Source organism: Micromonospora acroterricola (assembly GCF_003172955.1).
GTDB lineage: Bacteria > Actinomycetota > Actinomycetes > Mycobacteriales > Micromonosporaceae > Micromonospora > Micromonospora acroterricola.
Genome location: NZ_QGKR01000207.1, coordinates 24,391 through 45,345, shown reverse-complemented (window position 1 = coordinate 45,345; position 20,955 = coordinate 24,391). Strand labels below are relative to the sequence as shown.

Here is a 20,955-nt window from a genome sequence, read left to right as displayed (position 1 = left end):
CCAGCAGTACGTGTGTTCGACACCCTACTGCCCCCGCTCCCACCGGCCCCAGGAGACACGCCCGCCCCGGTCGATCATGAAGTTGTGGTGGGTCACAGATGCCACGAAGCCGCCCCGATCGGGCGCCCGACTCCGTGATCGACGGGAGTAGGGCGCGAGGCCCGGCGGGCGGGACGGCTGCCCCGGAGCCACACAGGACAGGTGGCGAGTGTGTGGCGTCGGCCCATGTGCCCGGGGCCACACAGCTCGTAACTTCTTGCGCCATGACGGCAGAACCCGTGGCGGTCCCCCACGTCGTACAGGTCGACCTCGCCGGTCGGACCGCCCTGGTCACCGGGGGCGGCAGCGGCATCGGGCGGGCGTGTGCCCTGCGGCTGGGCGCGGCCGGCGCCAAGGTGCTCGTGGTGGACCGCAACCTGGAGGCGGCCAAGGCGGTGGCCGCCGAGGCCGGCGGCCGGGCCGAGGGCGTGGACCTCGCCGACGCTGCGGCGGTGGACCGCCTCGACGTGGACGTGGACATCGTGGTCAACAACGCCGGGCTCCAGCACGTCGCGCCGTTGCAGGACTTCCCCGTCGAGCGCTTCGCGTACATCCAGCGGGTGATGGTCGAGGCGCCGTTCCTGATCATCCGCCGCGCGCTGCCCCACATGTACGCCCGGGGCTGGGGCCGGGTCGTCAACATCTCCTCAGTGCACGGGCTGCGCGCCTCGCCGTACAAGGCGGCCTACGTCTCGGCGAAGCACGCCCTCGAAGGGCTGTCGAAGGTGGTGGCGCTGGAGGGCGCGGCGCACGGCGTGACCGCCAACTGCATCAACCCGGCGTACGTGCGCACCGCACTGGTGGAGAGCCAGATCGCCGACCAGGCGGCCAGCCACGGCATCCCGGAGGCCGAGGTGATCGAGAAGATCATGCTGGCCCGGGCCGCGATCAAGCGGCTGATCGAGCCGGAGGAGGTGGCCGAGCTGCTGGCGTACCTCTGCTCGCCGCCGGCGGCGTTCATCACCGGCGCGTCGATCGCGCTCGACGGGGGCTGGACGGCCAACTAGTGGGCCCGAGCACAATGTCGACCATGTCGTCGCCGGTGGAGTTCCTGGAGCTGCTCGCCCGCGAGGCGGCGGCGGTCGAGTTCGAGGGTCCGCTGGTGGCCGCGCGGGCCGCCGGGGTGCCCGCCGACCGGCTGGCCGAGCTGGAGCAGGCCAAGTCGGTGGCGCTGCGGGTCCGCGCGCTGCTGGAGCGCCGGCGCCGCCGGGAGACGGAGCTGTCCGGCCTGTACGACACGGTCAGCGACCTGGCCGGGCTGCGCGACCTGGACGACGTGCTGCGGGCGATCGTGCACCGGGCCCGCAACCTGCTCGGCGCCGACGTGGCGTACATGACGCTCAACGACGACGAGCGCGGCGACACCTACATGCGGGTGACCGACGGGTCGGTCTCGGCCCGCTTCCAGCGGCTGCGGCTGCCGATGGGCGCCGGCCTGGGCGGGCTGGTGGCCCAGTCGGGCGCGCCGTACGTGACCGCGAACTACGGCGAGGACGAGCGCTTCCACCACACCGGGGAGATCGACGCCGGGGTGGGCGAGGAGGGCCTGGTGGCGATCCTCGGTGTGCCGTTGCGGCTCGGCTCCACCTCGATCGGGGTGCTCTACTCGGCCAACCGCTCGGCCCGGCCGTTCGCCCGGGAGGAGGTGGCGCTGCTGGTATCCCTCGCCGCGCACGCCGCGGTGGCGATCGACACCGCCCGGCTGCTGGCCGAGACCCGCTCGGCGCTGGCCGAGCTGTCGGCGGCGAACACCACGATCCGCGCGCACAGCAGCTCGGTGGAGCGGGCGGCGGCGGCGCACGACCGGATGACCGCGCTGGTGCTGCGCGGCGGCGGGGTGGAGGACGTGGCGGCCGCGGTGACCGAGGTGCTGGGCGGCGCGCTGCTGGCGCTGGACGCCGAGGGTCGGCTGCTGGCGCGGGTCGGCGAGATCGACGAGCCGGACCGGGCCGACATCGTCGAGGCGGTGGCCGCGTCCCGGACCGAGGGCCGCAGCGTGCGTCGGGGCACGCTCTGGTACGCGGCGGTGGTGGCGGGCGCGGAGAACCTGGGCGCCTTGGTGCTGCGCCCGGACGACGAGCTGGTCGACGCCGACCAGCGGATCCTGGAGCGGGCCGCGCTGGTGACCGCGCTGCTGCTGCTGTTCCGGCGCACGGTCGCCGAGGCGGAGGGGCGGGTCCGTGGCGAGCTGTTGGACGACCTGATCGCCCGGCCGCTGCGCGACACCGACGCGTTGCGCAGCCGGGCCCGCCGGCTCGGGGTGGACCTGGACGCGCCACACGTGCTGGTGGCGGTGGGCGACGACGCGATCGCGGCCACCGGCTCGGCCCGGCAGCGGGTGCTCTCCTGGGCCACCACGTACGCCTCGGCGCGGGGTGGCCTGGCTGCGGCGCGCGACGGTCGGGTGGTGCTGATGCTGCCCGGGCGCGACGCCGGTGGCAGCGCCCGTGCGGTGGCCCGGGATCTGTCCCGGGTGACCGGCCGGCCGGTGACGGCCGGGGCGAGCGGCCCGTCGGCCGGGCCGGCGACGCTGGCGGGCACCTTCCAGGAGGCGGACCGCTGCCTCACCGCGCTGGGGGCGCTGGGCCGTTCCGGGCAGGGGGCGAGCACCGCGGAGCTGGGCTTCGTCGGGCTGCTGCTGGGGACGGTGGGTGACCGGGGCGAGAAGGACGTGGCCCAGTTCCTCACCGCCACCGTCGGGCCGGTGCTCGACTACGACGCCCGGCGGGGCACGGCGCTGGTGAAGACGTTGGAGGCGTACTTCGGGGTGGGCGGCAGCCTGGCCCGCGCCGCCGAGCAACTGCACGTGCACGTCAACACGGTGACCCAGCGGCTGGAGCGGGTCGGGCAGTTGCTCGGCGCCGACTGGCAGAAGCCGGAGCGGGCACTGGAGGTGCAGCTGGCGCTGCGCCTGCACCGGCTGCGCGCCCCGGCCGGCTGACGCCCGCCCGGCGGGCCGGGAGGCGGACGCGCCGCCCGGCCCGGCCGGGTCAGTGGGCCTGGATACCCGCCAGCACGGCGTCGACGACCTGCCCCGGCAGGGTCCGCTCGTCCAGCTCCGGGTTCCACTGGAGGACCCGCTGGATCAGCATCGGCCCGGTGAGCAGGGCCATGGTCACCTCCAGGTCGATGTCGGGCCGGATGAACCCCTCGCTGATGCCGCGCCGCAGCACCTCGCGCATCAGCTGACGACGCGGGGCGATGATGTTCTGGTAGAGCCGGAAGTGGTCCGGGCTGCGGTTCACCTCGGGCACGAGGCACGGCATGATCTTCGCCGCCCGCGGGTCGACGTTCTGACCGATGGCCCCGACCAGCAGCACCAGGTCGTCGCGGACGGAGTGCCCCTCGGGCTGCGGCAGGACGCCCTTGAGCCGGCGCAGCGCGTCCAGCAGCAGCGCGTCCTTGCCGGCCCACCGGCGGTAGATGGTGGCCTTGCCGACCCCGGCGCGGGCGGCGATCGCCTCGATCGAGAGCGCCTCGATGGTGCTGCCCTCGGCGAGCAGGTCGAGGGTGGCCTCGATGATCGCCTCGTCGGCGCGGATGCTCCGCGGTCGACCGGGCGACCGCGGAGCATCGGCAGTGGACGTCATGTCCGACATTGTCCCCGAACCTATGCCGTCCCGGCCAACTCGGGCTCGGCGGCCGGCGCCACCGGAGCGGCGGCGGTGGTCTCCCGGCCGGGCATCCACCGCAGCACCACCAGGATCCCGAGCGCGGCGACGACCGCGGAGAGCGCCGCCGCCCAGTGCATGGCGGTGACGAAGGCGTCGTTGGCCGCCGAGATCAGCGCCGGCGCGGCCGGGCCGAGCTGCCCGGCGGCCGCGTACGCGCCGGAGATCGACTCGGTGGCCGCGTCGCGGGCCTGCGCGGGCAGGCCGGTCAGCGCGCCGTCCACGTCGGCCCGGTAGACCGCGGAGAGCACCGAGCCGAGGACCGCCACGCCGAGCGCGCCGGCCACCTGGCGGACGGTGTTGCTCACGGCGGAGCCCACGCCGGCCTTCTCCCGGGGCAGCGCCGACATGATCGACTCGGTGGCCGGCGGCATGATGTTGGCCATTCCGACGCCCTGGAAGAAGAACACGACCAGCACGACCCAGATCGGGGTGGACGCGTCGACGAAGGCGAACGCGGCGAGCGCCGCCGCGGTCAGCGCCAGCCCGACGGTGGCGACCGCCCGGCCGCCGTAGCGGCGGACCATCGCGGCGCTGCGCGGCGCGAAGATCAGCTGGGCGCCGGCGAAGGGCAGGAAGAGCAGACCGGTCTGCAGCGGGCTGTAGTCGCGCACCAGTTGCAGGTAGAACGAGCTGAAGAACATCACGCCCATCGCGGCGAAGAACACCAGGCCGACGATGGCCACCGGCGCGGCGAAGCGCGGCAGCTTGAACAGGCGGACGTCCAGCGACGGGTGGTCGCTGCGCCGCTCGTGCTGCACGAACCACGCCAGCACCGCCAGGCCGCCCAGGATCGAGCCCCACGCCACCGGCCGGCCGAAGCCGTGCTCGCCGCCGTCGATGATGCCGTAGGAGAGGGCGACCAGGCCGACCACGGAGAGCAGGACGCCGAGGACGTCGACCCGGCCCGGGCGCGGGTCACGCGACTCGGGGACCAGCACCGCGACCAGGACGACGCCGGCAACCACGACCGGCACGTTGATCAGGAAGACCGAGCCCCACCAGAAGTGCTCCAGCAGCGCGCCGCCGAGGATCGGGCCGATCGCCACCGCAAGCCCGACCGCGCCGGCCCAGACGCCGATCGCGCGGCCACGCTCACGCGGGTCGAAGACGTTGGAGATGATCGACAGCGTCACCGGCATGATGGCCGCGCCGCCGACCCCCATCAGGGCGCGGGCCGCGATCAGCTGTGCCGGGTCCTGCGCGTACGCCGAGAGCAGCGACGCCAGGCCGAACAGCGCCAGCCCGATCATCAGGAAGCGCTTGCGGCCGGCCCGGTCGCCGAGCACCCCGAAGGTGAACAGCAGCCCGGCGAAGACGAGCGTGTAGGAGTTGATGGACCACTCCAGCTCGCCCTGGCTGGCCCCCAGGCCGTGCACCGGGTCGGCCAGGGTGCGCAGGGCGACGTTGAGGATCGTGTTGTCGAGGACGACGACGAGGAGGCTGATCACCAGCACCCCCAGGATCGCCCACCTCCTCGGATGTCCCGTGTTGTCGTGCAGCTCCATACCCGGTTCTCCCCCCGGTTCGCCCGCGACGCAATACGATACGGGTCGGACTCGTAACTGCGGTCAGCCTACGGGCGGCATTAACGATACGGAACGGATCCGTATCGTATGTGTCCGGCGTCACGGCCGTTCGGGTGCCCGCTTCTCAGCCGCCTGACCGATCGCGTGGCTGCCAGGTCGGCGTGGTCGCGTGGACGTACCCCCGGGTGTGCGTTCGCCACCCGGGGGTACGTCGCGAGGGCGCGCGGCGGATGCGCCGGCGCGGAAATTTATCGGCGGCGCGCCGCCAGCCGGCGGGCCAGCGCCGAGGCGCTGCCCCAGATGCCGCGCCGGAACAACACCACAACGAGGACGAAGATGCCGCCGGTGACCAGGCCGATCGCCTCGAACCCGGAGAACGACAGCCAGTCCTCCAGCCGGACCACGATCCCGGCGCCGAGCACCCCGCCCCATAGCGTGCCGATGCCCCCGAGCACCACCACGATCACGGCCTTGCCGGAAGTGGTCCAGTGCAGCACGTCCAGCGAGACGAACCGGTGGCCGACCGCGAACAGCCCGCCGCCGAGGCCGGCGATGAACCCGGACAGCACGAACGCGGTGAGCTTGTAGCGGTGCACCGGGTAGCCCAGCGCCCGCGCCCGGGCCGGATTGTCCCGGATGCCGACCAGCACCCGGCCGAACGGCGAGTGCACGATCCGCCAGGCGGCGGCCAGCCCGAGCAGCACGATCGGCAGGATCGCGTAGTAGAAGTAGTAGTCGTCGGTGAGATCCCAGCCGAACAACTCCCGGGGGACCCCCTGCAGGCCGTTCTCGCCCTGGGTCACCGAACGCCACTCGTTGGCGACGTAGTAGACCATCTGCGCGAAGGCCAGGGTCACCATCGCGAAGTAGATGCCGGTCCGCTTCACCGCCAGGTAACCGATCGGCACCGCCAGCACGGCCGCGGCGAGCGCCCCGGCCAGCACCGCGAGGGGGAACGGCAGGCCGGCGTGGATCGCCACCAACCCGGTGACGTACGCCGAGGTGCCCCAGAAGGCGGCGTGCCCGAAGGACATCAACCCGGTGAAGCCGAGCAGCAGGTCCACGGCCACGGCGAACAGCGCCCAGCAGAGGATGTCCACCGCCACCGCCGGGTAGAGGCCGTTGGGCAGCCAGGCGGCCGCGGCCAGCCCGAGGGCGAGCAGCGCGTACCGCACCCAGCCGGGAGCGCGGGCCACGGCGACCAGCCCGGAAGGGGTCGCCGCCTTGGGCGTGTCGGCCGGGGTGTCCACAGTGCTGGTCATGCCGGCGCCTCCTCACGGCCGAACAGCCCCGCCGGTCGCCAGAGCAGCACCACGGCCATCACGATGAAGACGATCGTCTGCGACACGATCGGGAAGTTGGACAGGTACGCCTCGCCCCACGCCTGGACCAGGCCGATGCCGAAGCCGGCGGCCACCGAGCCGAAGATCGAGCCCAGCCCGCCGATCACGACCACCGCGAAGACCACGATGATCAGGTCGGCGCCCATCAGCGGGTTCACCGCACGCATCGGCGCGGCCAGCACGCCGGCCAGCCCGGCGAGCCCGATGCCGAAGCCGAAGACCGGGGTGACCCAGCGCCCGACGTCGATGCCGAACGCCCGGGTCAGGTCGGGCCGCTCGGTGGCCGCGCGGACCACCATGCCGATCCGCGTCCGGGTGAGCACCCACCACACCGCGACGCACAGCAGCACCGCGAAGCCGAGGATGAACACCCGGTACGTCGGGAAGTCGAACAACCCGAAGTTCACCGTCCCACTCAGCAGCGACGGGGTGGCGTACGGGCTGGACTGCACGCCGTAGCGCAACTTCACCAGGTCCTGCAGGATCAGCGTCAGGCCGAAGGTGAGCAGGAAGTTGTAGAGCGGGTCGAGCCTGGTCAGCCGGTGGATCACCGCCCGTTCCAGCGCCATGCCGAGTAGCCCCAGCCCCACCGGCATGATCACCAGGGCCGCCCAGAACGGCACGCCCGCCTCGGTGAGCAGCACGTACGCGCCGAACGCGCCGAGCATGTAGAACGCGCCGTGGGCGAAGTTGACCACCCGCAGCATGCCGAAGATGACCGCGAGCCCGAGGGCGAGCAGGGCGTAGAACGCCCCGCTCACCAGCCCGTTGAACGTGTTCTGCGCGAATCCGCTCACAGCTTGCAGTCCGCCGACGGCGCGCGGAACGCCTCCGCGGCGGGGATCGTCTTGAGCACCTTGACGTAGTCCCACGGCTCGGCCACCTCGGACTGCGGCTTCACCTGGGCCAGGTACGCGTCGTGCACCACCCGGTGGTCCTCGGCGCGGATCTTGCCGTTGCGCAGGAAGACGTCCTCGACCGTCTTGCCCTCCAGGCCCTTGACGACGGCGTCCGCGTCGTCGGTGCCGGCGGCCTGCACCGCCTCCAGGTACTGCAAGGCGGCGGAGTAGTTGGCCGCGTGCGCGAAGGTCGGCCGGGTGCCGGCCTTCTGCTGGAACCGGTCGGCGAACTCGCGGTTCTTGGCGTCGAAGTTCCAGTACCAGGCGTCGGTGTACGTGGTGCCGGCCAGCGCGGCCGGGGTGAGCGAGTGGATGTCGGTGAGGAACATCAGGCCCACCGCCAGCCCGACGCCCTTGTCCCGCAGCTTGAACTCGTTGTACTGCTTCACCACGTTGACCAGCTCGGCGCCGGCCTGCATCGTGCCCAGCACGTCCGGCTTCGGGTTCAGCGTCGGCGCCTTGAGCAGGAAGGTGGAGAAGTCGCCGCTGGTGTTCGGGAACGGCGCGCCGTCCTTGCCGACGACCTTGCCGCCGGCCGCCGTGATCGCGGTGGAGAAACTCTTCTCCATGTCCTGACCGAAGGCGTAGTTCGGGTACAGGATGTACCAGTTCTTGCCGATCTGCTCGGTGGTGGTCTTCCCGGTGCCGTTGGCCAGCATGTAGGTGTCGTAGGCGTAGTGGAAGGTGTACTTGTTGCAGCTCTTGCCGGTCAGGTCGGTGGTCGCCGCGCCGATGTTGAAGTAGAGCTTCTTCTTCTCCTTCGCCACGTCGGCGACCTTCAGCGCCGCCGACGAGGTGGGCACGTCCAGGATCAGGTCGACGCCCTTGCGGTCGTACATCTCCTGGGCCTTGGAGTTGGCCACGTCCGGCTTGTTCTGGTGGTCGGCGGTCTCCACCGTGATGTCCTTGGTCACCGCCTTGTCGCCGTACTTGGCGGTGAAGTCGGCGATGGCCATCTCCACGGCCGTGACCGAGTTCTTCCCGGACAACTCCGAGTACGCCCCGGACTGGTCGTTGAGCACGCCCAGCACGATCTTGTCGCCGGTCAGCTTCTGGTCGCCGCCCGACTGAGGTCCACCGCCGCCGCAACCGGCGACCAGCACCACCGCGGCCGACGCCGCGGCCACACCCACCGTCCTCCGCATGCCCACTCCATCCATTCCGCGCGTCGTCGCGCGGGTCGTTGTCGGAAGAAATCAGATCCCGAGGTACGCCAGCAGCTCGCGTTCCCGCGAGCGCACCTCGGAGTTGTCCATCGCCTCGGCGACGCGTCCCTCGGCCAGCAGGTAGTGCCGGTCGGCGACACCGGTGGCGAAGTGCAGGTTCTGTTCGACCAGCAGCACGGTCACCCCGTGCCGCTTGGCCTCCCGCAGCAGGTCACCGACCTGCTGCACGAGCAGTGGGGAGAGCCCCTCGGTGGGCTCGTCGCAGAGCAGCAGCCGGGCGCCCATCCGCAGCACCCGGGCCAGCGCGAGCATCTGCTGCTCACCGCCGGAGAGCATGGTGGCCGCGGAGTCGCGCCGGGTGTACAGGGCCGGGAACGCCTCGTACACGCGCTCCAGCGACCACGGGTCGGGGCCCACCCGGGGCGGCAGGGTGAGGTTCTCGGTGACGGTCAGCGTGGCGTAGCTGCCCCGGTCGTCGGGCACCCAGCCGAGGCCGAGCCGGGCCCGTCGGTGCGCCGGCAGCTTCCCGACGTCCCGCCCGTCCAGCTCCACCGTGCCGCGCTGGCCGGAGTGCAGGCCCATCACGCAGCGCAGCAGGGTGGACTTGCCGGCGCCGTTGCGCCCCACCAGGGTGACCACCTCGCCCGCGGCGACCTCGAGGCTGACGTCCCGCAGCACCTGCGCCTCCCCGTACCAGGCGGAGAGGTTCTCAATGCGCAGCATCAGCGGCTCCCAGGTAGGCGGTGATCACGCGCTCGTCCGCGCGGACCTGCTCGTACGGGCCCTCGACCAGGACCTTGCCGGCCTGGAGCACGGTGACGGTGTCGGCGAGCCGCCCGACCACGCTCATGTTGTGCTCGACCATCACCACGGTCCGGCCCTGCCGGACCCGGCTGATCAGCTCGACGGTGCGGTCGACGTCCTCCAGCCCCATGCCGGCGGTCGGTTCGTCGAGCAGCAGCACCTTCGGGTCGAGCGCCAGGGCGATGGCCAGCTCCAGTGCCCGCTTGCGGCCGTACGCCAGCGACTCCGAGGGGGCCTCCGCCAGCTCGGAGAGCCCCACCATGGCCAGCAGCTCGTCGGCCCGCTCGGTGTAGCGGCCCATCAGCTTCGCCGAGCGCCAGAACCGCCAGCCCAGCCCGCTGGACGACTGGAGGGCCAGCGCGACGTGCTCACGGGCGGACAGCTGCGGGAAGAGGCTGGTGATCTGGAACGAGCGGGCCACGCCGAGCCGGGCGACCTGCTCCGGTGGCAGCCCGGTGACGTCCCGCCCGGCCAGCTCGATCCGCCCGCCGCTGGGGCGGAGGAAGCCGGTGAGCAGGTTGAACAGGGTGGTCTTGCCGGCGCCGTTGGGGCCGACCAGCGCGTGCACACTCTCCGGCGCGACGTCGAGGTCGACCTCGTCGACCGCCCGGAAGCCCCGGAAGTCTCGGGTCAGCCCACGGGCCGACAGGAGCGCTTGCCCGGTCATCGCCTCATCCTCCGCAGGGTCGCGGCGACGTCCGATCGGTGACCGTGGTCACAGGGCCGTCGCGTGGAGGAAACCTACGGCCGGTCCCGCGAGTCGAGCCATGTCGATGGCATCCATATTCAGCCGGCAGGAGACGTGCGCAAACTCCACTCCCCGGCGTCGCCGCCTTGACCGAGCCCCCTAGGTTGATGATCCACACAGCCCAGCGGAAGGTCCCCACCCCATGCCCGTCGGCTTCACCATGGCGATCGTCTTCGCCGTCGCCCTGGCGGTCTGCGCCGTCCTGGCCCTCGTCACCCCGGCGCGGCCGCTGAAGCGGATGGCCGCACTCGCGGCGCTCGCCTTTCTCGCCCTCACCCTGCTGGTCGGTGTCACCTCCAGCGCCCACTCGGTGCCCATCCGCTCGGTCGGCATCGTCACGAGCTTCGGCAAGCCCACCGGCGAGGTGACCGGCTCCGGCCTGAAGTGGGTCGCCCCCTGGCAGAAGGTCGGCGAGTGGGACGCCGGCCGCCAGAAGTACGACCACATCGGCGGCGACAACTGCGTACGGGTCCGTACCGGCACGCTCGCCGACGCGTGCGTCGAGGTGCTCATCGAGTGGCAGGTCAAGCCGGAGAACGCGCCGAAGCAGTTCATGGACTACAAGGGAGACTTCGACAGCTTCCGGGGCCAGCGGGTGGGCGTGCAGCTCGACAGCGCGGTCAACGACGCGTTCGCCGCGTACAACCCGCTGGAGAAGATCGACGCCCAGACCGGCGACCTCAACGTCGACTTGAAGCCCTTCGCGGCGAACATCAAGACCAGCGCGGAGACCCGGCTCGCCGCCGACGTCGACATCCTCTCGGTGACCATCACCCGGGTGAACCACGACGACAAGACCGAGAGCAACATCAAGGCGTTCCAGGACAAGCTGGCGCAGACCCGCAACCTGGAGCAGGACCGCAAGAACGCCGAGATCTCCAAGCAGATCACCGAGACCAATGCGAAGGTCGACAAGGTGACCCGCTGCCTGGAGATCGCTGAGAAGAACGGCGCCAACCCGGGGCTCTGCATCAACCCGGGCATCGTCACCGGCAAGTGACCTGAAGCCGGCCCACCCGTGGCGGGTGGGCCGGCTTCCGCGTCGCGTTGGTGGCGCCGGCTAGGCGTAGCTGAACAACGGTGGAAAGACGAGGACCACGATCCAGGCCCACGCGGCGTACACCGGCAGGTAGCCGGTCTGCCACCGTTCGAGCGCCGCGAACGATGTGCGCCGACGGATGAAGGTCAGCAGGAGCCACGCCGACCACGCGAGGTTGACCAGCAGGATGACGTTCTCGCCGAGCGCGGCCGCCCGGTTGGGCGTTCCGCCGTACTCGTCGGTGATGCGTCCGGTGATCTCCAACAGCACCAGCACGTCGATGGCCAACGCACTGACCACGAGCGCGAGCTGGAGCTTGTCGAACGGGCCGGGCGGGGCCAGCGGATCGCGGGCCGAGAGCGAGTAGAGCAGCAGCCCCAGCACCACGACGAGCAGCAGGTCGAACAGGATCAGAGCTTCGCGCTCGACCTCGATGCCGTGGCTGGTCCAGACGACAGCGACGAGGAAGGCGAGCAGGGCAGCCGTGAAGAGCGGGGTGAACAGCCGGGTGAGGACCGGCGCGATGTTCTCGACGACACTCTGCTTGGCCTCGACCAGCCACCCGGCCACGACGACCGCGGCCGCGGCGCCGCAGGGCAGGAGCCACTGCGAGACGAACGCCTCCGGGACGATTCCGATGGCCGCGAAGGTGTTGAACAGGAACGCGGCGAGCACGCCGCCACCGAGGGCCATCAGGACGAAGTAGATGAACCACTCGCCGGTGAAGCGGATGAAGTCCATCCGTCGACGGGACGAGCGCCAGTCGTCCGCGACGTAGGCCAGACCGACCACGAGCCACAGGGCGATGGGAAGGTGGACGCTGCTGACGACCACGGACTGCGAGTCGTCCGCCAGGGGATAGGCGTTGGCCGCCACCGCGCCGAGGGCGAACAGCGCCACCAGCACCGCGATCACCACCGGTCGGGCTTGCCGGCGCCAGGCCAGGAACGCCGCCAGCCAGGGCAGCGCGAACAGGGTGGCGTTCCGCGCGTAGAACGAGCCGTCGTCGTCGAAGGTCAGCCCGAACAGCGCTGGCGCCTTGACGGACACCACCGCGCCCGCGGCGCAGCCGAACATGACCCACAGGTCCCGCCGGGAGCGCGTGCCGGCGGCCGGGCTGCCGGCGTCGCCGGTCAGCACCAACTGCTTCCACAGCCGTTCCGAATGCTCGCGGGCGAACTCGCGGGAGATGTCGTCGAGGCTGCCCATCCGCTTCACCGCGACCAGGAACGCCTCATCGGGGCTCAGGCCCGCCGCAACTAACTCGTCGACGGAGCCGCGAAGGTGGTCTTCCAACTCGTCGGCGTCCACCGCTTGCAGTTCCCGGCGACGCAGCACGTACTGGCGCCACTGCGCGAACTGCGCCTCCAACTGCTCCGGCCCGTCGTATGCCGTCATGCGAGGCCCTCCAGCGGGTTCACCGTCAGCGGTGCCCGATCGTGCCAGATTTCCTTGAGCGCGCCCACGACGGTGTCCCACTGCCGGCGCTGCTCGGCCAGCTCGGCCAGACCCTTGTCGGTGATGCGGTAGTACTTGCGTTTCCGCTCGCCGACGACCGACTGCCAGCTCGCCTCCACATAGGCGAGGCGCTCAAGCCGGTGCAGCAACGGGTACAGCAGCCCCTCGGTCCAGTCCAGCTCGCCACCGGACAGCTCGTTGATCCGCCTGAGGATGGCGTAGCCGTAGCTCTCACCCTCGGCCAGGATGCCGAGCACCATCGGTGTCGCCGAGGCGGCCACCAGATCCTTAGCGACCTTCACAAGACCTCACCACGCTCCCCCCAATCAAGCCTAGAACCATTATGCATAGTAGTGCTAGGCATAGGTGGACGCAACGGGCCGATCACCTGGCCCAACCAGCGGCCTGCGGTCGCCCTGCTCGACGACGTCCGGTCGCCTGGTCAGAACGGCCGGCGTACGGATGGTCCGTGACGCGGTCGTAGATCGCGCGCAGCCACGGCTGGCGGACCTCGCGCAGCCGCGCCAGCGTGGACAGGAACACCGCCACGTCGGGTCGAAACAGCCCGAAGGGCGTCAGCGGTGGCGGGTCGTCTCGACGGGAATCGGCGGGCGTCGTGGCGGCTCGCGGTCCGGCCAGGGTAAGGATCTTGACCGGCGGCCCCGGCGGGAGCAGAGCGTCGAGCGCGCGGCGGAACGTGTCGGCGACGAGGCCGTCCGGAACTGCCCGGGTATGCCTCGCGCCCGAGCACCAGCGGGAACCTCGCGGCGAGGGTGCCGCACATCTTCGACAGTCGACAGTTCTTATCGCGGAGCGTCAGGCACCGACGGCGGTAGCCCGTAGATCCCGGTCGCCGTCACGGTGGCGTCGTCGATGGCACTCGGGTCGATGCTCCAACGACCGGCCATTGTCAGGACGTCGTACTCGGCCGGCGCCGTCTCGAACCAGGCTGTCCACTCATCGTCCGACCAGTGTTCACACCCAGGCTCCATGCCGCGAAGGCCGACGCCCAATTCGATCTCGTCGGCTGTGGGGACACCGTCGAACAGCGGCACATCGCCTCGCATACCGTTGAAGCAGTAGGCGCGCACCAGCTCACCATCCAGGGCCCGCGCCCAGGCGTGATAGCTCGGGACTCGTTCATTGGCGAAGAACTGCACCTCGCCCAGCTGGCGACTCAGCACTCTGAGCCAGTTGGGGAAGGGCGGCTCGGTCGCGTCAAAACCCGTCGGTACATGGCGCCGGCCATGGGCGAGGGTCCAGCTTGGCACCGGCGCGGGCAACGTACACACCGTTCTGGTAGGCCCGGTCGGTGCCAGTCGTCCAGTCCAGGACTTCCCGGTCGTGCAGACCCAGCGCGTCGGCTACCTCGCCAGGGGTTCTGTTTCGGACAGCCAGCCAGGACGTCTTGTAACCAAATCCACCCACGCGGCCCATGATCTCAAGAGCCTGCCGCGCGGCCACCCAGAGGCATCTAGATGATCTGTGCCAAGGTCTCGGCGAGCGAAGGCGTTGTTACGTCGAGCGGTCCCGACCGGGCCGGCGACGCCGGTCGGGGCATGGGAGGGACCTGGCAAGGTAGATCTTGGACAGTTTCCGTTCTGCCCGAACGGTAACTGTCCAAGATCGCCAGGTGTGGCGGATGAATGGGGCTCGGTCACACCGCGTTCGACGGGCAACGGCGCCGAGCAACCTCGGCTAGTCCGGGGTGACCACCCAGCGGGCGCCCTCGCCCCGGGCAAGCCGGTCGAACGCCGAGGGCGCGTCGTCCAGCGGGAGCGTGCCGCTGACCAGCACGCCCAGATCCAGTGCACCGTCGGCCAGCTCGGCGGCCAGCACGGGCACCTCCCGGTCCGGGTCGGACGAGCCGTACACCGAGGAGCGCAGAGTCCGCGCGGAGTGGAAGATGTCCAGCGCGCCGAGGCTGACCATGTCGTCCTTGGCACCCATGCCGACCACGGTCACCGCTCCCCCGCGCCGGGTGAGCCGCCAAGCCGCCCGGATGGTGGCGGCGCGACCGACGCACTCGAAGGCGTGGTCGGCGCCCCGACCCTCGGTGCGCGCCCGTACCTCCTTGGAGAGCCGGTCGTCGGAGAGCAGGAAGTCGGTCGCCCCGGCGGCGAGCGCCAGGTCACGTTTCGCCTCGGCGACGTCGACGGCGAGGATCGTCGTGGCGCCGGCCCGACGGGCGGCGGCGAGCACGGCGAGCCCGACCCCACCGAGCCCGACGACGGCGACGGACTCGCCGGGCGCCACCCGGGCGGTGTTACGGACCGCGCCGACGCCGGTGAGCACCGCGCAGCCGAGCAGCGCCGCCTGTTCGGCGGGCAGCCCAGCGGGGATCGGGATGACGGCGCGTTCGGGTACCACCACCGCCTCGGCGAGCGCGCCCAGGCCGAGGGTCAGGTGCAGCGGGACGCCGTCGTCGGTCTCGCCGCGTGGCACGGTCGGGGCCGTGGTGGCGGCGCACAGCCACGGCTCGCCGCGCCGGCACCACCAGCAGGCCCGGCAGGCCGGCGCCCAGTTGAGCACCACCGGCGTGCCGACGGCCAGGTCCACGCCCGGCCCGGTCTCGGCCACCACCCCGGTCGCCTCGTGCCCGAGCACCAGCGGGAACCTCGCCGCGAGGGTGCCGTTGGCCATCGACAGGTCGGAGTGGCAGACACCGGCGGCGGTGATCGTCACCCGCACCTCGCCGGGGCCGGGCGCCGGCAGGCGTACCCGCTCGACCCGCAGCTCAGCCCCGGCCCCGCGCGCGACCAGGGCGCGGACGGTGACCGGCGCGGCCGCCGGGTCAGCGCCGACCGTCGGCGCTGCCGCCGGCTCGGGGCCGCTCATCGCTGGATCGCCTTGAGTTCGCAGAACTCGGCCAGGCCGTGCACGCCCAGCTCGCGGCCGAGGCCGGACTGCTTGTAACCGCCGAACGGAGCGAGCGGGTTGAACGGCGCGCCGTTGATGTCGACCGCGCCGGTGCGCAGCCGCCGGGCCACCGCGAGCGCGGCGTCACCGTCGGCGGACCAGACCGCGCCGGCCAGCCCGTACCGGGAGTTGTTGGCGATGGCGACGGCCTCGTCGGTGTCGGCGAACGGGATGACGGCGAGCACCGGGCCGAAGACCTCCTCCTGGGCGAGCGCGCTGTCCGGGTGCACGTCGGCGAAGACGGTCGGGGCGACGAAGTGCCCCCGGGCCGGCACCGGGGCGTCGGGGCCGCCGGCGACCAGCCGGGCGCCGTCGGCGAGGGCCCGGTCGATGTGGCCACGGACCCGCTCGGCCTGGGCGGCGGAGACCAGGGGGCCGAGCCGGGTGGCCGGGTCGAACGGGTCGCCGAGCCGGTAGCCCGCGACCGCCGTGGCGATCAGGTCGAGGGCCTCGGCGTACCGGTCGCGGTGCACCAGCATCCGCGTCCACGCGGTGCAGGTCTGGCCGGAGTTGAGCAGGGCGTTGCCGACGCCGACCTTGACCGCGGTGGCCAGGTCGGCGTCGGGGAGGATCACGTTGGCGGACTTGCCGCCCAGCTCCAGCGCGACCCGGGCGATCCGGTCGGCGGCCAGCCGCGTGATCCGGGCGCCGGTGGCGGTGGAGCCGGTGAACGAGACCAGGTCGACGTCGGGGTGCCCGGCGAGCGCCTCGCCGACCACCGGGCCGGTGCCGGGGACCAGGTTGAGCACACCCGGTGGCAGCCCGGCCTCGGTGACCGCGTCGAAGAGCAGGTACGCGGTCAGCGGGGTCAGCTCGCTGGGCTTGAGCACGACCGTGCAGCCGGCGGCGAGCGCGGGCGCCAGCTTCGCCATCACCTGGTGCAGCGGGTAGTTCCAGGGGGTGATCGCACCGACCACGCCGATGGGCTCGCGGACCACCAGCGAGTTGCCGATCGTCTCCTCGACCGGCGGGCGGGCGGCGAGCGCGACGTGGTCGCGCAGCACGGTCAGCGGCAGCCCGACCTGCACCCGGGTGGCGAGCTTGAGCGGGGCGCCCAACTCCAGCGCGATGGTGCGGGCGAGGTCGTCGGCGCGCGCGGCGAGCGCGATGTGCAGCCGGTCCAGGCACGCGGAGCGCTCGGCGGGTGCGGCGGCCGCCCAGCCGGGGAAGGCGGCGCGGGCCGCGGCCACGGCCCGGTCCACGTCGGCCGGGGTGCCGGCCGGCACCTGCCCGATCAGGTCACCGGTGCTCGGGGTCTCCACAGCGATCACGTCGCCGCCGGTGGACTCGGTCCACTCGCCGGCGATGTGCAGGTGGCGCCGGAGGCGCTGGGCGTCGGGCAGCAGCCGCGACGGCGGGGCGGCGAGGTCCATGTCGTCCCTTCGGGGGTGGGCGATGGGCGATGAAACTAGCGCTGGGAGTTTGGACGCTACCCGCTGGGCCGGGCGGACTCCACCGGGTCGAGGGGGCCGACGGTGCGGTCGTACTCGGCGGCCAGGCCGTGCAGCAGGGCGTCCAGGCCGAGGGCGAAGGCCCCCTCGTCCACGCTCTGCTGGTGCTCGGCGAGCCGGTGTGCCTGGCGCAGGTGCGGGTAGTGCGCGGCGTACAGCTCGGGGTCCTCGACGAAGCCGCGGGCGAACGACCCGAGCGCCGACCCGGCCACGAAGTAGCGCAGCGCCGCGCCGATGTGGGTGGCCCTGGCCGGCGGCCAACCGGCGCGCACCAGCCCGCCGTAGACCGCGTCGGCCATGGCCAGCCCCGCGGGCCGGCGCCCGGGCCCCTGCGCCAGGTACGGCACGATGTTCGGGTGCGCGGTGAGCGCCCGCCGGTACGACCAGGCCCAGTCGCGCAGCGCGGCGGCCCAGTCCCGGCTGGCGAAGCCGCTGGTGTCGACGGCGCCGGTGACCGTGTCGGCGACCGCGTCCAGGATCTCGTCCTTGGTGGCGAAGTGGTTGTAGAGCGAGGGACCGCGCACGCCCAGCTCGGCGGCGAGCCGGCGGGTGGAGAACGCCGGCAGGCCCTCGGCGTCGATCACCGCGGTGGCGGTCTCGACGATGAGCTGCCGGGTGAGCCGGGGCTGGCGTGGTCGGGGCACTGCGCTCCTCGCGGGTCTCCGCCATGGGGTCTGGACGCGGCAAAACTTACACCGCTAGTTTAAGGGTGACCGGCAGCACCGACGCCAGGAGGACCACCGTGGACTTTTCGCTGACCGACGAGGAGCGGGCGGTACGGGACACCGTCCGGTCGTTCATCCGCCGCGAGGTGATGCCGCTGGAGGCGGAGGTGCTCCGCCGGGAGCGGGCGCACCAGCCGGGCCTGGACCACTCCGAGCTGCGCGAGCTGCAACAGAAGGCCCGCAAGTTCGGCTTCTGGGGCCTGGCCACCCCGGAGGAGTACGGCGGGATGGACCTGCCGGCCGTGCTCCAGTCGCTGATCTGGACGGAGCTGGGCCACACGTTCGTGCCGTTCCGGTTCGGCGGCGAGGCGGACAACATCCTCTTCCACGCCACCGAGGAGCAGAAGCGCGAGTTCCTCATCCCGACCATCGAGGGCGAGCGGCGCTCCTGCTTCGCGATCACCGAGCCGGGCGCCGGCTCGGACGCGGCGAACATCCGGCTGTCCGCCCGCCGCGACGGCGACGACTGGATCCTCGACGGCGAGAAGACCTTCATCACCGGCGGCAACGACGCCGACTTCGCCATCGTGGTCGCGGTGACCGACCGGGAGAAGGGCGCCCGCAACGGCGGGGCCACCGCGTTCCTGGTGGACCGGGCCATGGGCTGGCGGTCGGAGTTCATCCAGACCATGGGCGAGGGCGGGCCCGCGTCGCTGATCTTCGACGGCGTACGCGTGCCGCACCGCAACATCCTCGGCGAGATCGGGCAGGGCTTCACGCTGGGCATGGAGTGGATCGGCAAGGGCCGCTACACCATCCCGTCGCACGCCATCGGCATCGCCGAGCGGGTCCTCCAGATGGCGATCGACCACGCCAACACCCGGGAGACCTTCGGCACGAAGATCGGCGCCAACCAGGCCATCCAGTGGATGATCGCCGACTCGGAGACCGAGCTGGAGGCGGCCCGCTGGCTGGTGCTGAAGTCGGCGTGGACGGTCGACCAGGGCATGGACCCGCGGCACGCCTCGTCGATGGGCAAGCTCTACGGCGCCGGCATGGTCAACCGCGTGGTCGACCGGGTGCTCCAGATTCACGGCGGCATGGGCTACACCCGGGAGCTGCCCATCGAACGCTGGTACCGGCAGGTCCGGCTGTACCGGATCTTCGAGGGCACCGACGAGATGCAGCGGCTGATCATCTCGCGGGACCTGCTGCGCGGGTACACGAAGATCGGCGGTCACCTGGCCTGAGCCGCAGTGTCCGCATCCTGACTGACCTGCAACGGGACAGGGTCGCCGAGCGTGTAACCGGCACAACCCGCCCGACCAGTCAGAGGGGGATGCATGTTCCTACGAATCAGGGCCGTTGCGATGGCGGTGGTCGCGATGCTCGGCACTCTCGCCATCTCGGCCGCGCCGGCGTCGGCCTCCGTCAGCCAGGGGTACGTCGCGGGCTCGGGCACCTGGACCGACGACTGGGGCGACGAGGGCCCCATCTCCGCGTCGACGCGCCGGTACAACAATGTCGTCGCCATGTGGCAGATGATCCTGTGGGCCGACGGCTATCTCGCCCGCTCCGGTGTCGACTGCCGGTTCGGGTCGGCGACGACCGCGGCCACGAAGAAGTGGCAGAGCGCCCGAGGTCTCGTCAGCGACGGCGTCGTCGGCCCCCGGACCCTGGCCAAGGCAGCGACCCGCCTCGGCGTATGGGAGGGCGAGGGGTGGTTCTACTACGACGGCGCCGGCACCGAGATCATCCACTTCGGTCGCCTCCCCAACGGGCGATGGGACATGAGCCTCGGTCCCGACCTGGAGTCGCGTCCCCTCTCGTACACCTCCGCGACCTTCAGCATCTGTTCCTGACCGCAGGGAAGACGGCCGGCCGTGACCCCTCGGGGGGCACGGCCGGCCGTCCGCACCCGCGGGCTCAACCGGTCAGCGCCGCCAGGGCCGCGTCCACATCGGCCTCGGTGGAGTAGACGTGGAAGGAGGCCCGGACCCGTCCGGCGCGCACCGCCGCCCGGATGCCGGCCGCCGCCAGGCGCCGCTCCGCGTCGGGCACGTCGACGGTGACGATGGCGCTCTCCCCCGGCAGCCGGCCCAGCCCGGTCAGGAACCGGTTGGCCAGCGCCACGTCGTGCGCCCGGATCGCCGGCACGCCGATCTCGGCGATCAACTCCAGGGCGGGCGCCGCGCCGACCCAACTGAACCAGGCCGGTGAGATGTCGAACCGGCGGGCGTCGTCGGCCAGCCGCAGCGGCGGGCCGTAGTAGGAGGCGTGCGGGTCGCGGCCCGCGTACCAGCCGGCGGCGTCCGGGCGCAGCCGGTCGCGCAACGCGGGGGCCAGATAGGCGTACGCGCAGCCACGCGGACCCATCACCCACTTGTAGCCGCTCACCACCACCGCGTCGGCGAGACTTCCGTCGAACGGCAGCCAGCCGCACGCCTGGCTCGCGTCCACCACGACCAGCGCACCGTGCGCGCGGGCCGCGGCCACGATCTCGTCGTACGCCGCGACGGCCCCGTCGGCCGACTGCACCAGGCTGAACGCGACCACGTCGGTGTCACCGTCGATCGCGTCGGCCAGCCCGTCCGCCGGCACGGTGCGGACCGTGACGCCCCGCTCCTCCTGCGCCAGCCACGGAAACAGGTTGGACGTGAACTCGATCTCGGGAACCACCACGGTCGTGCCGGCCGGCAGCGCCGCCGCGATTGGCGCCAGCATCTGCGAGGCGGTCGCGCCGACCGCCACGTCCTCGGCGGGCACCCCGATCAGGCCGGCGAACGCCGTCCGGGCCCGGTTGACGGAGTCACCCCAGCCCTCCCACGACGTGCGGCCGACCCGCCAGTCGGCCAGGGCCTCCTGCATCGCCGTCCAGGCCGGCTCCGGCGGCAGCCCGTAGGAGGCGGTGTTCAACCAACCGGGCTCCGGCTTCCACAACTGCTGCGCCTGCTCGATCTCCATGGCAACGACGCTAGGCGGGGCGGCGCGGGCTGGGCACGGCCAATCGGCGAACGGCGGCCTGCGGCCCATGGAGGAGCCACCTGCCAGCCGCGCTCGGCGGGCCGGTCCCTGACGAGCGTGATGACCCTGAGGTATAGATATGACACTGAGGTATCACGCTCATCGACATGCTGCCGGCTCTCCGGGCTGTTGAGCACTCGGGTCGGCCACAGCCATCGGCGAGCGGACCTGCGACCGACCGGCAGGCCGTCGACGTGAAG

The 20,955-nt window shown here is 71.9% G+C and carries 19 protein-coding genes; 5 read left to right on the top strand and 14 right to left on the bottom strand.

What is annotated here, in order from left to right:
- Positions 1-263: 263 nt before the first annotated feature.
- Positions 264-1,046 carry a 3-hydroxybutyrate dehydrogenase gene (locus DKT68_RS17000; RefSeq protein ID WP_109818392.1) on the top strand — a complete coding sequence of 261 codons (783 nt, stop codon included), beginning with the start codon at positions 264-266 and terminating at the stop codon, positions 1,044-1,046.
- 14 nt (positions 1,047-1,060) lie between these two features.
- Positions 1,061-2,980 (top strand): helix-turn-helix domain-containing protein, encoded by a 1,920-nt coding sequence (locus tag DKT68_RS16995; RefSeq protein WP_109818391.1) that lies wholly within the window; start codon positions 1,061-1,063, stop codon positions 2,978-2,980.
- 49 nt (positions 2,981-3,029) lie between these two features.
- On the opposite strand, the gene DKT68_RS16990 is transcribed toward DKT68_RS16995, so the two are convergent.
- The 7 genes from DKT68_RS16990 to DKT68_RS16960 all read right to left on the bottom strand — a co-directional run bounded on the left by DKT68_RS16990 (position 3,030) and on the right by DKT68_RS16960 (position 10,118).
- Complete coding sequence (locus DKT68_RS16990) at positions 3,030-3,638, bottom strand: TetR/AcrR family transcriptional regulator (RefSeq protein WP_109818390.1); 609 nt, start codon at positions 3,636-3,638, stop codon at positions 3,030-3,032.
- A gap of 11 nt (positions 3,639-3,649) precedes the next feature.
- Positions 3,650-5,218 carry an MFS transporter gene (locus DKT68_RS16985; RefSeq protein ID WP_109818389.1) on the bottom strand — a complete coding sequence of 523 codons (1,569 nt, stop codon included), beginning with the start codon at positions 5,216-5,218 and terminating at the stop codon, positions 3,650-3,652.
- Between the two features lie 269 nt (positions 5,219-5,487).
- The gene (locus tag DKT68_RS16980) at positions 5,488-6,501 is read right to left on the bottom strand and encodes a branched-chain amino acid ABC transporter permease (RefSeq protein WP_109818388.1); all 1,014 of its coding nucleotides are present in this window, start codon (positions 6,499-6,501) and stop codon (positions 5,488-5,490) included.
- The gene (locus DKT68_RS16975) at positions 6,498-7,379 is read right to left on the bottom strand and encodes a branched-chain amino acid ABC transporter permease (protein ID WP_109818387.1); all 882 of its coding nucleotides are present in this window, start codon (positions 7,377-7,379) and stop codon (positions 6,498-6,500) included. Before DKT68_RS16975 ends, DKT68_RS16980 begins: the two co-directional genes overlap by 4 nt.
- Positions 7,376-8,626 carry an ABC transporter substrate-binding protein gene (locus DKT68_RS16970; RefSeq protein ID WP_201749077.1) on the bottom strand — a complete coding sequence of 417 codons (1,251 nt, stop codon included), beginning with the start codon at positions 8,624-8,626 and terminating at the stop codon, positions 7,376-7,378. Before DKT68_RS16970 ends, DKT68_RS16975 begins: the two co-directional genes overlap by 4 nt.
- Before the next feature lie 51 nt (positions 8,627-8,677).
- Entirely contained in the window at positions 8,678-9,370 is a 693-nt protein-coding gene (locus tag DKT68_RS16965; protein WP_089016639.1) for an ABC transporter ATP-binding protein, read from the bottom strand.
- Entirely contained in the window at positions 9,357-10,118 is a 762-nt protein-coding gene (locus tag DKT68_RS16960; RefSeq protein WP_109818385.1) for an ABC transporter ATP-binding protein, read from the bottom strand. The genes DKT68_RS16965 and DKT68_RS16960 overlap by 14 nt, the downstream gene beginning before the upstream one ends.
- Before the next feature lie 223 nt (positions 10,119-10,341).
- Here DKT68_RS16960 and DKT68_RS16955 point away from each other — a divergent pair, with 223 nt between their 5' ends.
- On the top strand, positions 10,342-11,199 hold the full coding sequence (locus tag DKT68_RS16955; protein WP_109818384.1) for an SPFH domain-containing protein: 858 nt from the start codon (positions 10,342-10,344) through the stop codon (positions 11,197-11,199).
- A 60-nt stretch (positions 11,200-11,259) separates the two neighbouring features.
- Here the strand turns inward: DKT68_RS16955 and DKT68_RS16950 are convergent, their stop codons facing one another.
- The 6 genes from DKT68_RS16950 to DKT68_RS16925 all read right to left on the bottom strand — a co-directional run bounded on the left by DKT68_RS16950 (position 11,260) and on the right by DKT68_RS16925 (position 17,710).
- Entirely contained in the window at positions 11,260-12,636 is a 1,377-nt protein-coding gene (locus tag DKT68_RS16950) for a permease prefix domain 1-containing protein (protein WP_109818383.1), read from the bottom strand.
- Positions 12,633-12,998 carry a PadR family transcriptional regulator gene (locus DKT68_RS16945; protein ID WP_109818382.1) on the bottom strand — a complete coding sequence of 122 codons (366 nt, stop codon included), beginning with the start codon at positions 12,996-12,998 and terminating at the stop codon, positions 12,633-12,635. Before DKT68_RS16945 ends, DKT68_RS16950 begins: the two co-directional genes overlap by 4 nt.
- A gap of 501 nt (positions 12,999-13,499) precedes the next feature.
- Complete coding sequence (locus tag DKT68_RS16940; RefSeq protein ID WP_201749076.1) at positions 13,500-13,979, bottom strand: hypothetical protein; 480 nt, start codon at positions 13,977-13,979, stop codon at positions 13,500-13,502.
- A 415-nt stretch (positions 13,980-14,394) separates the two neighbouring features.
- Complete coding sequence (locus DKT68_RS16935; protein ID WP_236646933.1) at positions 14,395-15,534, bottom strand: alcohol dehydrogenase catalytic domain-containing protein; 1,140 nt, start codon at positions 15,532-15,534, stop codon at positions 14,395-14,397.
- A complete protein-coding gene (locus tag DKT68_RS16930) occupies positions 15,531-16,988 on the bottom strand; it encodes an aldehyde dehydrogenase family protein (RefSeq protein ID WP_109818381.1) in 1,458 nt (485 codons plus the stop codon). Before DKT68_RS16930 ends, DKT68_RS16935 begins: the two co-directional genes overlap by 4 nt.
- Before the next feature lie 56 nt (positions 16,989-17,044).
- Entirely contained in the window at positions 17,045-17,710 is a 666-nt protein-coding gene (locus DKT68_RS16925) for a TetR/AcrR family transcriptional regulator (RefSeq protein ID WP_109818380.1), read from the bottom strand.
- Positions 17,711-17,808: 98 nt separating this feature from the next.
- Here DKT68_RS16925 and DKT68_RS16920 point away from each other — a divergent pair, with 98 nt between their 5' ends.
- Together DKT68_RS16920 and DKT68_RS16915 are read left to right on the top strand one after the other, a co-directional pair.
- On the top strand, positions 17,809-18,981 hold the full coding sequence (locus DKT68_RS16920) for an acyl-CoA dehydrogenase family protein (RefSeq protein ID WP_109818395.1): 1,173 nt from the start codon (positions 17,809-17,811) through the stop codon (positions 18,979-18,981).
- Between the two features lie 93 nt (positions 18,982-19,074).
- Positions 19,075-19,593: a peptidoglycan-binding domain-containing protein gene (locus tag DKT68_RS16915; RefSeq protein WP_109818379.1), complete on the top strand. Its 519-nt coding sequence runs from the start codon at positions 19,075-19,077 to the stop codon at positions 19,591-19,593.
- 64 nt (positions 19,594-19,657) lie between these two features.
- On the opposite strand, the gene DKT68_RS16910 is transcribed toward DKT68_RS16915, so the two are convergent.
- On the bottom strand, positions 19,658-20,695 hold the full coding sequence (locus tag DKT68_RS16910; protein WP_109818378.1) for an aminotransferase class V-fold PLP-dependent enzyme: 1,038 nt from the start codon (positions 20,693-20,695) through the stop codon (positions 19,658-19,660).
- Positions 20,696-20,955 lie beyond the last annotated feature (260 nt).